Source organism: Novosphingobium sp. BL-S-34, assembly GCF_056857015.1.
Window position 1 is genome coordinate 419,864 of sequence record NZ_JBXEPV010000003.1, and the last position, 14,359, is coordinate 434,222.

At 63.9% G+C, this 14,359-nt stretch carries 10 protein-coding genes and 1 pseudogene; 4 read left to right on the forward strand and 7 right to left on the reverse strand.

All coding sequences use genetic code 11. The features are described 5' to 3' along the window. Positions 1-33 precede the first annotated feature (33 nt). The 4 genes and pseudogenes from AC1VV3_RS24740 (at position 34) to pip (ending at position 4,526) form a co-directional block, all read left to right on the forward strand. Positions 34-1,497: an amidohydrolase gene (locus tag AC1VV3_RS24740; protein WP_482963178.1), complete on the forward strand. Its 1,464-nt coding sequence runs from the start codon at positions 34-36 to the stop codon at positions 1,495-1,497. Positions 1,498-1,587: 90 nt separating this feature from the next. After that, a complete protein-coding gene (locus tag AC1VV3_RS24745; RefSeq protein WP_482963179.1) occupies positions 1,588-2,838 on the forward strand; it encodes a dicarboxylate/amino acid:cation symporter in 1,251 nt (416 codons plus the stop codon). Positions 2,839-3,147: 309 nt separating this feature from the next. Continuing rightward, positions 3,148-3,262 (forward strand): annotated as a pseudogene (locus AC1VV3_RS24750) (IS110 family transposase); the annotation flags it as partial. Between the two features lie 307 nt (positions 3,263-3,569). Further along, on the forward strand, positions 3,570-4,526 hold the full coding sequence (gene pip, locus AC1VV3_RS24755; protein WP_465128829.1) for a prolyl aminopeptidase: 957 nt from the start codon (positions 3,570-3,572) through the stop codon (positions 4,524-4,526). A gap of 167 nt (positions 4,527-4,693) precedes the next feature. On the opposite strand, the gene AC1VV3_RS24760 is transcribed toward pip, so the two are convergent. The 7 genes from AC1VV3_RS24760 to AC1VV3_RS24790 all read right to left on the reverse strand — a co-directional run bounded on the left by AC1VV3_RS24760 (position 4,694) and on the right by AC1VV3_RS24790 (position 14,353). Further along, positions 4,694-5,326, reverse strand: a complete 633-nt coding sequence (locus AC1VV3_RS24760; protein ID WP_482963180.1) for an SOS response-associated peptidase family protein — start codon at positions 5,324-5,326, stop codon at positions 4,694-4,696. A gap of 104 nt (positions 5,327-5,430) precedes the next feature. Then, positions 5,431-5,691, reverse strand: coding sequence for a hypothetical protein (locus AC1VV3_RS24765; protein WP_243654493.1), 261 nt, complete (start codon positions 5,689-5,691; stop codon positions 5,431-5,433). Between the two features lie 31 nt (positions 5,692-5,722). After that, positions 5,723-8,986 carry an error-prone DNA polymerase gene (locus AC1VV3_RS24770; protein ID WP_482963181.1) on the reverse strand — a complete coding sequence of 1,088 codons (3,264 nt, stop codon included), beginning with the start codon at positions 8,984-8,986 and terminating at the stop codon, positions 5,723-5,725. Continuing rightward, positions 8,983-10,518, reverse strand: a complete 1,536-nt coding sequence (locus AC1VV3_RS24775; protein WP_482963664.1) for a Y-family DNA polymerase — start codon at positions 10,516-10,518, stop codon at positions 8,983-8,985. Before AC1VV3_RS24775 ends, AC1VV3_RS24770 begins: the two co-directional genes overlap by 4 nt. A 187-nt stretch (positions 10,519-10,705) precedes the next feature. Then, positions 10,706-11,467 carry an ImuA family protein gene (locus AC1VV3_RS24780; RefSeq protein ID WP_207913161.1) on the reverse strand — a complete coding sequence of 254 codons (762 nt, stop codon included), beginning with the start codon at positions 11,465-11,467 and terminating at the stop codon, positions 10,706-10,708. A 689-nt stretch (positions 11,468-12,156) separates the two neighbouring features. Next, entirely contained in the window at positions 12,157-12,924 is a 768-nt protein-coding gene (locus tag AC1VV3_RS24785) for a VC0807 family protein (protein WP_482963182.1), read from the reverse strand. Then, entirely contained in the window at positions 12,902-14,353 is a 1,452-nt protein-coding gene (locus AC1VV3_RS24790; protein WP_482963665.1) for an 8'-apo-carotenoid 13,14-cleaving dioxygenase, read from the reverse strand. The genes AC1VV3_RS24785 and AC1VV3_RS24790 overlap by 23 nt, the downstream gene beginning before the upstream one ends. Positions 14,354-14,359: the final 6 nt, after the last annotated feature.

Sequence of the window (14,359 nt, forward strand, 5' to 3'; positions counted from 1 at the left end):
TTCGATGTGCCTTTTCGACGAGGATGTAGCCCGATGAAATCCCGCCTTCGCACTGCTTTGTTTTCTTTTTCCGCACTTCTGGCCCCCACCCCCGCTCTGGCCGAGCCGCTCGCCGATGCCGATCGCAAGGAGATCCTTGCCGAAGTTGATCGCGGATCGCCCGCAATGGCGCGCAATGCGCTTCAGATCTGGTCGTGGGCCGAAGTCGGGTTTCAGGAGACGAAAAGCTCCGGCCTGTTGCAAAAGGACCTAAAGGCTGCCGGTTTCAAGGTGGCTGCCGGGGTCGCCGGGATGCCAACCGCCTTCATCGCCAGCTACAGGAACGGGGACGGACCGGTAATTGGCATTCTCGCCGAGTACGACGCCCTTCCTGGGCTCGCCCAAGCAGCAGAGCCGGAGCGCCGCGTGATCGACGGCATTGCCGGTCATGCCTGCGGCCACAACCTGTTCGGTGCGGCTTCGGTGGCCGCCGCCATCGCCACCAAGAACTGGATGGTCGCTCATGGCATCAAGGGCGAATTGCGAGTCTACGGTGCACCTGCCGAAGAAGGTGGCTCGGGCAAGGTCTTCCTCGTTCGTTCGGGCCTTACCAAGGACGTCTCCGCCATGCTGCACTGGCATGCCGGTGACGGCTATAGCGCGATGCAGGGTCATGCCCTCGCCAACGTCAGCGCCAAGTTCCGCTTCCACGGCCTCGCCTCCCACGCCGCCGCGGCGCCCGAGCGTGGCCGCTCCGCTCTCGATGGGGTGGAGGCGATGGACAACATGGTCAACATGATGCGCGAACACGTTCCGCAGGAAACCCGCATTCACTACGTCATCACCGATGGCGGCAAGGCGCCCAATGTCGTGCCGGATACGGCAGAGGTCTACTACTACGTGCGCCACCCCGACCAGCAGCAGGTCGCCGACATCATGGAGCGCGTGAAGAAGGCCGCTGAAGGCGCTGCGCTGGGCACGGGCACCACCGTGGAATACGATCAGATCGGCGGCACCTTCGATCTGTTACCCAACGATACGCTGGGCCACATGATGTACGACAACCTGAAGCAGGTTCCGCTGCCCACATACACGGCCGAGGAACAGGCGTTCATCGACAAGATCGCCACTACGCTGCCCAAGGGTGGCCGTAAGCAGGTATCAGGCGTCGCGCCTTATTCGAGCGGCGAGATTATGTCAGCCTCCACTGATGTGGGCGACGTCAGCTACACCACACCCACCGCGGGTCTTTCGACGGGCACCTGGGTTCCCGGCACGCCGCCGCACAGCTGGCAGGCCGTTGCCGCCAGCGGCGCCAGCATCGGCACCAAAGGTGCAGAGGTCGCCAGCAAAACGCTGGCGCTGACTGCGGCGCAGTTGTTCCAAAGCCCGGAAACGCTGGCAGCCGCGAAGAAGGAACTGGACGAACGACGTGGTGCGGACTTCGTCTACCACTCCCTGCTTGGCGATAAGGCGCCTTCGCTGGATTACCGCAAGGCCCCTGCCGCAAAGAACTGACCGGACCCATCCTGAACCCGGTTTCGCCCCTCCGGCGGAACCGGGTCCTTTTTCGGTCCTGACTACCCCCCCTTCCGAAGAGAATTGCCTATGTCACGTCGCCTGACGACCTTCATCGTCGCCGGGATGGTTTCCGGCGTCTGCGCGGGATTTGCCGCAAACCAGCTTGTCGGCGACACGCCTGAAACAGCAAAGGAGGTCGCGAGCTACTTCCACCTTCTTGCCGATGTGTTCCTGCATCTGATCAAGATGATCGTCGCCCCGCTGGTCTTTTCGACACTGGTGGCAGGCATGGCCCATATGCGGGACAGCACGGCGCTGGGCCGCATAGGCGGGCGGGCAATGGCGTGGTTCCTGACCGCCAGCCTGCTTTCGCTTGCGCTGGGCCTTGCTTTGGTGAACCTGCTGGCTCCAGGCGAAGGGCTGCATCTGGTCCGCACCGGCGGCGCGGCGGCGGTCGATGCGCAGGCGCTGAACTTCCGCGACTTCGTGTTGCACGTCTTCCCCACGTCCATGGTGGGAGCGATGGCGGAGAACTCGATCCTGCAGATCGTCGTCTTCTCGATCTTCGTGGGCTTAGCCCTCACCGCGATCGGAGAGGATGGCAAACCCATCGTCATACTGATCGAAGCGATGGTGAAGATGATGCTGACCGTCACCGGTTATGTCATGCAGATGGCCCCGCTGGCCGTATTCGGCGCATTGGCGGCGGCGGTGACTAGCGAGGGGATCGGCGTGCTGGCCACGTTCGGTAAGCTTGTCGGATCGTTCTACCTTGCGCTGGGTTCGCTATGGCTTCTGCTGATCTGCGCGGGCAGTCTGTTTCTGGGACGGCAGATATTTGTTCTGCTGCGCCATGTGCGCGAACCGGTACTGCTGGCTTTCTCCACCGCGTCGTCAGAGGCCGCCTACCCCAAGATGCTGGAGCAGCTTGACCGGTTCGGCGTGCCCCGGCGTATCTACAGCTTCATCCTGCCACTGGGGTACAGCTTCAACCTCGACGGTTCGATGATGTATGCCACATTCGCTACGCTGTTCATCGCGCAGGCTTACGGCATCTACCTGCCGATCATGACGCAGATCACGATCCTGCTGGTGCTCATGGTGACCAGCAAAGGAATCGCCGCCGTACCCCGCGCATCGCTGGTCGTCGTGGCGGCCACATTGGGGCAGTTCGACCTGCCTGTGGAAGGGATCGCCTTCATCCTTGCCGTCGATCACTTTATGGACATGGGCCGTACCGCCACCAACGTGCTGGGCAATGCCATCGCGACAGCTGTCGTGAGCAAGTGGGAGCTGAAACGCCAAGGCGAACGATTGGCTGACGCATTGTTAGCTTAGCAAAAACGAGAAGAGAAATGCTTTCGCGCCCGACTGAATGCACCTTACTCCACAACGAGTCCCGCAGAGTTCCGGTCCTACAAGCCCATTGCGCGGACTTACCGATAAATCAGACCATGGGTTATAGAAGCGATTATCGCCAGCGAATGGCGGCTTTCCGCGGGTTCGGGCAGTCCTTCCAGGAGCTGTGAACAGCGCAAGCTGGCCGCCAGCTGCCGTAACCGGATGAGGTGGATGGCTCCCGCTCGCGGCATCTAAGTGCCAAGATGGGTTTGCTGTCATGCAACCCGAGCAGAGGAGCCACCCGCCATGGAAATTAGCACGATCGGCCTCGATTTGGCCAAGAACATTTTTTCAGGTTCACGGTATCAGCGCGACCGGCGAGGTCGTCATTCGCAAAGCGCTGCGGCGATCGCAACTGCTGCGACCTGGTGAAGATGAGGATAAGCGACATCGCTTGGGACCGCAAATTTCGGACACGGGCAACGATGGTTCAGCAAAAGACCGGGATTGCACGCTGGCGCAGCGGCGATGCCTATCCGAGGCAACAGAATCAGCGAGCTGGCCGAAAGTGCTCTCATCCTCTGCACAGTCAGAACATCGCAAACCCGTCCCGTGTCAATCTGGTGCAGACGTCTTTCGCCGGCTGCATCAGGCCAGTCCCAGGCGATTTTTGGATCGGCGCGGCAGCCCCGCTTCCATTCACCGAAGAAGTGGGCAACAAGAGCGGCATGCTGCGCACACTCTATCCGCCGATCGAACCCTATGCCTCCGGAACGCTCGACACCGGCGAAGGCCACAGCATCTATTATGAGCGGTGCGGCACGCCGGGCGCAAAGCCTGCGGTCTTCGTGCATGGCGGCCCCGGCGGCGGGATTTCGCCGGCGCATCGCGGATTGTTCGATCCGGACCTCTACGATGTCATCCTGTTCGACCAGCGAGGCTGCGGCCGGTCGACGCCGCATGCATCGCTCGATGCCAACACGACTTGGCACCTTGTTGCAGACATCGAACGCCTGCGGGAGCTAGCGGGCGCCGAGCAATGGCTCGTGTTCGGCGGCTCCTGGGGCTCCACGCTTTCGCTGGCGTACGCACAAACGCATCCTGAGCGGGTGAGCGAACTGGTCCTGCGAGGCATCTACATGTGCTCCCGGGCTGAACTCGACTGGTTTTACCAGTTCGGTGTGTCACAGCTGTTTCCGGACAAATACGAGCGCCTGGTGGCGCCGATCCCCGAGGCCGAGCGAGGCGAAATTCTGCGCGCCTACCACCGGCGCCTGACAACGGGCTCGATGGAAGAGCAGATCGAGGCCGCGCGCGCGTGGAGTTTGTTCGAAGGGGAAGTCATTACCCTCCTACCCGACGCTGCGACCTCTCGGCAGCATGACGACGGACATTTCGCGCTCGCCTTCGCCCGGCTGGAGACCCACTATTTCGTGAATGACTGCTGGCTCGAGCCTGATCAGCTCTTACGCGGCGCGCATAAGCTTCGCGCTATTCCCGGGACGATCGTGCATGGGCGCTACGACATGCCCTGCCCCGCGCATTACGCATGGGCGCTGCACAAGGCCTGGCCCGAAGCCGACTTCCATCTGATCGAAGGCGCAGGTCATGCCTATTCCGAGCCGGGCATCCTGGACCGGCTGATCCGCACCACGGATCTGTACGCGAACAAGGCGAATGGCTGACCTCGGGTGCCCCCCATCTGAGCCGCCATCCTGGACGATGCGCGAAGCCCGCGTGTCGGCCAAAGATGATATTGGAAAAATCGGCAAACTCGCTTCAGGTCGCAGTTCGCCTGCCGATCCAGAACCGCGGCGGGGCGGCTATCGGGACGGTGACGTCCGTCAGTACGTCAACGCTGATCCGTCCGTGTAGGGAAAACCGGCCCGCGCACGGTCATCCGCGTCTCGTCATACGGCCGCTGCAGCGCCGCGATTTCAGCGTAGGATCCGCGCAGCCAGAAATCGATGTCCCCGGGTTCCAGGATGGTGATCATCGCCTTGGGATGGATCGGCCTGACCAGCGCATTGGCGTAGCAGGTGACCATCGCGAAGCTGCCCCCGATCTGCGTCCGTTGCCAAAACCCCGCAACCGCGAACACGGGCTGATCTTTCACAGAAAACCACATCTCGCCTTTGAGCGGCGGCTTGCCGTCGCCAAGATCATGCTTGTCCGGGGTAAACTCACAGAACTCGGTCAGCGGCACGACGCAGCGGTTCTTCGGATCTGCGGCAAGCCGCTGCCACTGCGGCAAGCCGAGATTACGCACATTCGTCATCGGCCAGGCGCCCTGACCGCCCAGAACGTCCCAGCTCATCACGTCCCACCCTCGGACGCCGCCCTGCTCGCGGATCACGTAGGCCCGTCCCTTCGGCCTCAGCTCCTGCGGATCGAAGCGATTGTCGCGCGGCCTCTCGTCAAAGAGCGCAGCTACCGATCCCCACAGCGTCTCCGGCTCTCCCTTGAAGCGGGCACGGTTGCACATGGCATGTCTCCTGATCGATCGCTCCAGCTCGAGCCGCCCGGCAAGCTTATACCTGGCGCTGCTTCCGGCAAATGGAACGGCCAAAGAATTGCTCCCACGCCGCGCTACGCCGGCCCGCTCTCTTCATACCGCCCGGCAAGCCGCAGCTGGCGGACAATCCCGTTGAAGGCGGCCGTCACTCCCTGCGCCCTGCCGATTTCATTGTCCTGGCTGGCAGCATCCCAGTAGAGCTCGAGCGGCCAGCGCTCGCGGCAATGCGGAAGCAGACATCTCAGCGCCAGGCGAACCTCTACTGTGTCGACGCGGCCGTCGCTGCAGCGCGTGACACCGCCGCGCAGGATATGCAGCGAGAGCGCGATGATCACGCGGTGGTGTTTGGGAAGCGCAGCCACGGGTTCAATGGAAATCGTGCGACCTGAACCGCACGACCTCTTCGGGGTCGCGACCTTCGGCATGAGGCGGCCAATAGCTGTTCATCGGTTTTGGGGCCCAGGCCCGGTCGCCGCGATCGGGGCTGCCGGCATGGCGCGCGCCGTCACCCCGGCCGGTCCGGTGCGGGAAAGACATCTCACCAACGCGGTGCAGGAGGTCGCCGTGATCGACGATCCTGTCACAGATGACGTGGATCACCTCGCCTTCCTTCTGGACCTGTCCCTTGAGCCCGACCATCGAAGCGGACATCACCGTGCGGCGCTGCGCTTCGAAGCGGTCGGGCCAAAGAATGCCGTTAGCGATGCCCGTCTCGTCCTCGATGGTGATGAACAGCACCCCCTTGGCCGATCCCGGCTTCTGGCGCACGAGGATGATCCCAGCAACTTCAACCCTGCGGCCGTCGCGGATGTTCACAAGATCCGCGCAGCGGGTCACGCCGCGCCGCGTGAGCTCATCGCGGACGAAGGTCAGTGGGTGCGCCCGCAACGACAGCTGCAGCGAGCGATAGTCCTCGATCACTTCACGCCCATCTGCCAGCGGGCGCAGGTCCACTGCCGGCTCTTGCGCCTCGGCGCTGATCGCCTGCGCGGCCCGGTCCGCAGCGACGAAGAGCGGCAAAGGCGCTTCGCCAAGCCCCCTCACCTTCCACAGCCCTTGACGGCGATCGGCGCCGAAGGCGTGAAAGGCATCGGCATCGGCGAGCTTCTCGATCGCAGCACGGGGCACGCCCGAACGGCGCCAGAGGTCTTCGACGGATTCGAAGGGTGCGAGGCCGCGGGATGCGACTATCGCCGCGCCGTCCGCATTGGAAAGCCCGCGCACCTGACGCAGACCTAGACGCACCGCATGGTACCGGCTGTCCGTAGCCTCCAAAGAGCAATCCCACCGGCTGGCATTGATGCAAACCGGCCGTACCTCCACCCTGTGCTGACGGGCATCGGTGATGATCTGTGCCGGGGCATAGAAGCCCATGGGCTGCGCATTCATCAGCGCGGCGCAGAAGACGTCGGGATGGTGATGCTTCATCCAGCTCGAGGCATAGGAGATCTTCGCGAAGCTCGCCGCATGGCTCTCGGGAAAACCATAGGAGCCGAAGCCTTCAAGCTGGCGGAAGGTGCGCTCGGCAAAATCGCGCGGATAACCGCGTCCAACCATGCCCTCGATCAGCTTCTCGGAAAAATGCGAGACGCCGCCGGTCAGCTTGAAGGTGGCCATCGCGCGGCGCAATTGGTCGGCCTCTGCCGGGGTGAAGCCGGCGCCGACAATGGCAACCTTCATCGCCTGCTCCTGGAACAGGGGTACGCCAAGGGTCTTCTCCAGCACTGCACGCAGCTCGGGACGCGGATACTCGGGCTGTTCCTCCCCGCTGCGGCGGCGGAGGTAGGGATGGACCATCTCACCCTGGATGGGGCCGGGCCGCACGATGGCGACCTGAATGACGAGGTCGTAGAAGCGCTGCGGCTTCATGCGCGGCAGCATCGACATCTGCGCGCGGCTCTCGATCTGAAAGGTGCCGAGCGTATCGCCCTTCTGGATCATGGCATAGACGTCCGGATCATCGCCCTGCAGATCGGCAAGGCCGATGTGGATCCCCTTGGCCTCGCCGAGCAAGTTGAAGGCGCGGTTCATGCAGCCGAGCATGCCAAGGCCGAGGACATCGACCTTCATCATCTTCAAGGCATCGATGTCGTCCTTGTCCCACTCGATGATCTGGCGATCGGCCATGGCCGCAGGCTCGATCGGCACCAGGTCGTCGAGCCGGTCATGGGTGAGAACGAACCCGCCGGGATGCTGGCTGGACTGGCGCGGCACGCCGATCAGCTGACGGGCGAGATCAAGCGTCAGCCGCAGCCGCCGGTCCGACATGTCGAGGTTGAGTTCCGCCGCCTGCTTCTCGCCGACGCCTTCGGCCGACCAGCCCCAGACCAGCCCTGCCAGCGAGGAGGTCAGATCCTCCGGCAGCCCCAGCGCCTTGCCGACATCGCGCACGGCGCCGCGCGCACGGAACCGAGTGACGACGGCCGTGAGCGCCGCGCGGTCGCGGCCGTAGGTCTCGAAGATCCACTGGATGATCTCCTCGCGCCGCTCGTGCTCGAAATCGACGTCGATGTCGGGCGGCTCGCGCCGCTCGCCTGAAACGAATCGTTCGAACAACAGCTCGTGCTTGATGGGGTCGATTGAGGTGACCCCCAGCACAAAGCAGACGCAGGAATTGGCGGCAGAGCCCCGGCCCTGGCAGAGTATCCCCCGCCGCCGGGCTTCGCTGACGATCGCATGGACCGTCAGGAAATAGGGCGCGTAGTTCAGGTCGGCAATGAGCTTCAGCTCATGAGCGATCTGGTCCCGGTAGGCGGAAGGCGGATCACCGCCGAACATGGCATGGAGCGCTTCGTACGCCATCTTCTCCAACGCCTGCTGCGCGGTCAGCCCGTCGATCAGGCGCTCCTGCGGGTAATTGTAGGTGAGTTCGCTCAGCGCAAAGGTGCAGGCCTCCGCGATCTCGACGCTGGCGCGCAGGGCTTCAGGATAAGCGGCAAAGCGGCGGACCATTTCTTCAGCGGACTTGAGGGCGCGGTCGGCGTTGACTTCCCGCCGATAGCCGAGTTCGTCGACGATGCAGCCGTGGCGGATCGCGGTAACCACGTCCTGCAGGAGGCGGGCGTCCGGCGCGTGGTAGAGGACATCGCCGGTAACCACCGCCCGGACGCCTGCTTCTGTGGCCTGCCGCGCAAGGGCATCGATGCGCAGCGCATCATCGGGCCGGCGGCGCTGGGACAGGGCCATGTAGCCGCGTTTGCCATAGACCTGGCGCAGATCGGCCAGCGCAGCGGCATTCTGCTCGCCGGCTTCATCTGGAAGCAGGATGGCGATCATCCCTTGCGACCAGGCTTCAAGGTCGTGCCAGTGCAGCTGGCATTTGCCCTTGCCCGCCCGGCGCTTGCCAATGGTGAGCAGGCGCGTCAGGCGCGACCAGGCGCGCTTGTCGGTCGGATAGAGCAGCAGGCTACGCCCGCAGCTCAGATCAATCCGGCTGCCGGCTATCAGCCGCACCCCGGTGACCTTCGCCGCTTCCCAGGCACGTACCACGCCCGCCACGCTGCCGAGATCGGCAACGCCCAAGGCCGGATAGCCGAGCATGGCCGCAGCAGAGAACAGCTCGTCCGGGCTTGAGGCTCCGCGCAGGAACGAAAAATGCGTGAGCACCTGAAGTTCGACATAGTCGCTCACGCGAAGACCCCGTGCATCCACCAGGTGAGATCGCCGGTATTGCTCTCCATGCCGTCGCCGCGGCGAAATACCCAGTAGCGCCCGCCATGCTCGTCCTCGACACGGTAGTAGTCACGCACGGCCCAGACTTCGGCATCGCGGCGCCACCACTCACCGTGGATCCGTTCGGGCCCGTCACCTGCCACGACCTTATAAGCGCGGCCGCGCCATTCGAAGCGGCGGGGCGGCTGATCGGGCATCAGCGCCATGACCCGGTGCAAAGGTTCTGGCCGCGCGAACAGGCGTACGGGCCGCTGCCAGGACGGCCAAGTTCCGGGTGCCTCGATGGGGTTTACCGCCCTCACCGCCCGCTCCGGGACATGGCTCTCGGCAGGCGCGAGCCGGAATACACTTGCCGGGCCGATCCGGCCCGACACCACGTCAACGAGCCGGGCCGGATCACGCAGCGTAGTCTCACCGGTAAGGATGGCGCCAAGGTTTTCCGCGTCGAGCGCTTCGGTATGCGGCGCAAGCAGCCTGAACTGTTCCAGGCCGAGCCCCGGATCGATGCGGTCAATCCTGAGCTTCAGTAAGCGCAGCAGATGGGCGGCTTCGCGCGTCGGCCGCGAGGTGCCGATGGCGACGGTCTCCTCGCCGCCGTCGATCCGCAGCGCGATCAGGCGCAGTGAACGGGCGCCAAGCCCCCTGCTTTGGAGCAGCTGGGCCATGTCGGCCAAGAGGTCCTGCATGACCTGCGCGATCGCCTCGGCAGTGCCGATAGGCTCGAGCAGGCGGCGCTCGACCACAGGAACAACGACATCCTCGCGCGGCGTGATCGGCTCCGCCTTGCCGCCCAGCGCCTGATCGAGCCGCTCGATCGCGGCCATGCCGAGGCGTCGCGCAAGCGGACCGCGCGCGACAGGGAGCAGGTCGGCGATCGTCTCGAACCCGAACTTGCGCGCTGCACCCAGCGCGGTTTCCTCGAGCCGCAGCGCCGCCACCGGCAGCGGTGATAAGGCGCGCAGCACGCCGCCCGGCGGGGAGATGACGATATCCTCGCGGCCGTAGCGCGCGAGCGCATGGGCAGCACCCAGGGTATCAGCGATCGCGATCCGCGCCGTGAACCCGGCGCGGCGGCAGAAGGCCTGAAGCCGGCGGCAAAAGCGCGCCTCGCCGCCATGCAAGTGCGCCGCGCCGGTTAGATCCAGACAGATGCCATCCGGCGGCGAGACGGCGACGATCGGCGACCACCGGCGGATCCCGAACAAGGCGAGCCGATCGAGCAGCGTTGCGTCGGCACCCGGCTCGGCAGGGCGGAAATCGAGATCGGAGACCAGGGCACGGGCATGGGTCGCAGCCATACCGACCCGGATCCCGAGCGCGCGCGCTGCCGGGCACGCCGCGACGATCTCGTCCCGGCGGCCGACCTTGCCGATGAGTGCCAGCGGCTCCGCTGCGCCATAAGGAACAATGACGGCTTCGCCGGACGACGGGGGCGCCGGGCGCTTGAAGGGATGCTCGGCGGCTTCCGAGCGCCGGCCAAGCTCGCGCATGGGGGGCTGCGCGTGCAGCGGCAACGCGGCGATCTCCCGCACGACATCGCCGCGCGTGCGTGACTGTCCGCCCTCCCCGCCCTGCCCTTCTGCCCGCGCCCAACGCGCACCGGGCCGCCACCCGCCGCCACGCGGGACAGAGCAAGCACCGGGGTTGTCATCGACGGGAAGCTGGAGCGCGCGGGGTTCAGGCCGCGGAGCGGCGAACCAGTCCTGCCGTCTCAGCCGTTCGATGGCCAGGTACGGCAGGAACAGCGAGACGGCCCGTCTCATCGCATCCCTCCAAGATCAGGGAAAAACCCTCGCCGCCGCGCTGGCGGGCGAGTTCGACAAGCCAGCGGCGCCGGCCGACGCCTGGGACACCGAGCCGCTCGGACGGCGCACTGGCAATGCGCCAGCGCGTCCAGGCTGCCGAAGGTTCGCCGAGCGGATCCCGGTTACGCCCGCGGTGACGCCGCAGCAGCAGCACCGGGATATCGGCTTCTGCCGCCGCCAGCTGCAGGCGGCGCGTCGCCACCATCGATACCTTGCTGGCCTCAGCAACCACCGCCGCCGGGGTGCCGTCCCGAACCGCGTCCTCGGCGACGGCAAGCAGCGCAGCTTCATCGCGCGGCTGCGCATGGATGACGTCAGCCGCGCGAAGTCCGGCCTGTTCCAGGCCGGGTGCATAAAGATCGTTACGGCAGCTGATCCACAGTACCGGCGCCGCTGCAGAGCGAGCCTCACGCGCTGCTATTCCCGCAAAAAACAAGGTGGCGGCAGCATCGTCGACAAGCGAGCAGGTGAGCGCTGCAGCTTCGTGCAGAGCGCCGGCGCGCAGGCCTGCGCCCATCAATCGGCCGTCGAGATCCTCGAGGCCGAACGGCACCGTGCGAAACTCCGCAAGCGGAGACGCCAGGGTGCGCAGATGCTCGAGGCTGGGCAAGGTCGATGGTGATACCGGCTGCATGGACAATCTCGAGAATCAGGCTGTGTTCCCACTATGTTCTCACTCGGCGGGCGGCAGGGTCAAGGCGTTTGCGATGCGAGGAACCTACCTGCTCCGGGACAAGCCTGTGGATAGAGCTGTGTAACGACGGCCAGGCAGATGCCTTGATGACCTACCAACCGATTCCTTTTGTTCGATATTTGTTCTGATCGTGATACGCTCGCACCATGGGCGATTCAGCCATCAGAAAAATTATCCACGTCGACATGGACGCATTTTTTGCATGGGCGGCCAGAAGCGCGAGCTACGCCCTAATAAGTATTCTATTTTAATAAGATTACCTGCGAATTCCACTTCACGGGAGTAACGTCACGCAAACCTGCGCAATCGCAGAGCAATCGCGGTGCGACTGCGACGCGCCACATGTCTCGGTTATTGGATGGCTAAAATTGCGCTTTCAACCATATAAGCCAGCCCAATCTGCTGCGACGATATCGGTACAAAGGCCATATTCTCTGGTTTGCGAATGTGCCGAATTTTGGCGGCGACATGGCTGTATCAGGCCTTGAAAGCTTAATTCCTCTATTGTGGCCCCCGAGTTGGAAGCCCCGAGCGCCTGCAAGGTTCACGCACGCCTGGAACGCCGCCCGGATCCCAAGCCCCGTCGAAACCGACTTTGTTTGAAAGCAGAGCGGACGGGGCTAACTGCGTCAGGTAGGTTCTGGCTGAGGGCAATCGTTATCGTCCATGGTTGCGCTGGCGGCCGCTTTGGCGCGAACGGCATCGGCGTGCCGGGTACGAGAACGACGGTAAAGGACCGTCCAGATTATCATGCCCCCTACCGCGACATAGCCGAGGATCGGTCCCACCACGAGGTACTGCTCGATCGTGAGCAGATAGATCAGAGCCACCGAGACGGCAAAGTCCGCCAGCAGGCCGATCCCCCAGACCAGCGTCATCACCATCACCGTGCGGCGCACCAATGCATCCTTACCCTTGGCATCGAATTCCGCCAGGGCCTGCTCCGATTGGCGCGCCATTGTCGCGCGGGCAAGCGGATAGATCAGGGGTTTGCCGATGGCCGCCGAGCCCAGGAAGGCAAGGGCGATTACGAGCGTCACCAGTTTCTCGCGCAGCTGCAGCATCTGTGCCGATCCGCCCCCAAAAAAGGCAAGGGTCGAAAGGGCGATGCCGGCCACTGCAAGCACTGAAAGGGCATCGACCCGGCGGCTGCGCAGGAAGCTGCCGATGCCCCATAGCAGCGGCGGTATCGAGGACACCAGCAAGGCATTGATTTCGCCCCAGGGGTCCCGTGTCTGATGATAGATCGCCAGCGGAGCCGCGATATTGACCGCGCAGTCGAGCGCGAATGCAGGCCCACGGCGGCGGATCCAGTCCGAAATTCTTGTGCGGTTCATGAGGCTCTGCTCGATCGATCTGGGGGACAGGCGGTGCTCACTGCGCAGCGCCTTCGCCAATCCAGTTACCGTGAAATCCTGGCGGTATCCGATGCGGAAGATGAATGCTGGCAACCGGCGGCTCGGCGAAACGGCGGGCATCGAGAATCACGAGATCCGTCTTCTCTTTAGGCAGATCGACGACCAGGCCGATGAGCCAGCCGTGTCCTTCAGGCGCCTCGGCACTCTGCGGAACGAAGACGAATTCGCCGGGGAAGCGGCCCGGGCCGAAGTCGTGGACCTCATGGTCACCGGTCAAGACATCGTGAGCGAGAATGCGGGTGGCGCCGATGAACTGTCTGTGCGGAATTTGCGGGGTTGCGATGCTCCAGGTGAAGCGGTGAGGCTGGCCGAAGAAACGCTCGTCGATCCGCGGAAACTCCTGCGCGGCGGTGTCCAGCGTCTGAACGTTGACGCTTCGGCTCGCCGGATCGACCGTCCAACGCTCCAAGCCGCGGCAGCGCGAACTCGGCCCTGCCGCGCCGTCATCGAACATGCTCTCGTAGACGCACAGGTCGATGACGACTTCACCACTGGGCGCGTCATACGCGTTGGCGACGTGAAATGCGTAGCCAGGGGCCACTGGACACCAGATGATATCGTCCTGGGTGCCGCTGCGAGGCATAAGCCCCACGCGGGCCTGATGACTGGAATTCCAACGGTATGGGAAGCCATGACCTTCGATTAGCGTCTTCATGGAGAAGGTGACCGGCAAGTCGAGGATTACCACAAAGCGCCTCGTAATCGCGCAGTCGTGGATCATCGGCCCATGCTGCACCGAAATCGGCTCTTCGCGAATGACCGTGCCGGCGTCACTGATCACGACATGGCGGATCGTGCCCGGGTCGCGGCCATCATAGCAGATCGCGTGGTTCTCGCCCGTGCAGGGATCGCGATGGGGATGAGCGGTGAAGCTGCCTTTCAAGGATCCGTCGAAGGGATTGTAGGTCTGGTCATCCAGATCCTCGCCTAGTTCGACGGGAAAACTGCCGCCCTCCACCAGCGCAAACGTTCGGCCGGCGATCTCGGTCACATTCGTGTTCACCGTATCGAACCGGTGCCGGGGTCCCGGCGCAGGTGTCGTCCCGAGCGCCTTGGCAACGGCGGTGGAACGGATCCAGCGATTGCGATACCACAGAGCCTTGCCGTCCTCGATGGCAAGACCATGCACCATGCCGTCACCGATGAACCAATGATAGGACGCCGGATCGGGTTCGACAGGATTGGGTCCGATGCGCAGGTAGCGACCGTTCAAACCCGACGGAATGGTACCCGTCACCGCCAGTTCGAGCAGCGTCAATTCCTCCTTCATCGGTGCGTGAATACCGGTGAGGAATGGATTGCCGTTAACCGGCGCAGCCAATCGCTTGCGGTTGAAGGCTGCGAGTGTTTCCACCCCTTTGGCGACGGTATCGCGGATCAAGGTTTCGATAGGGCTTCCCATGATCACCTCCAA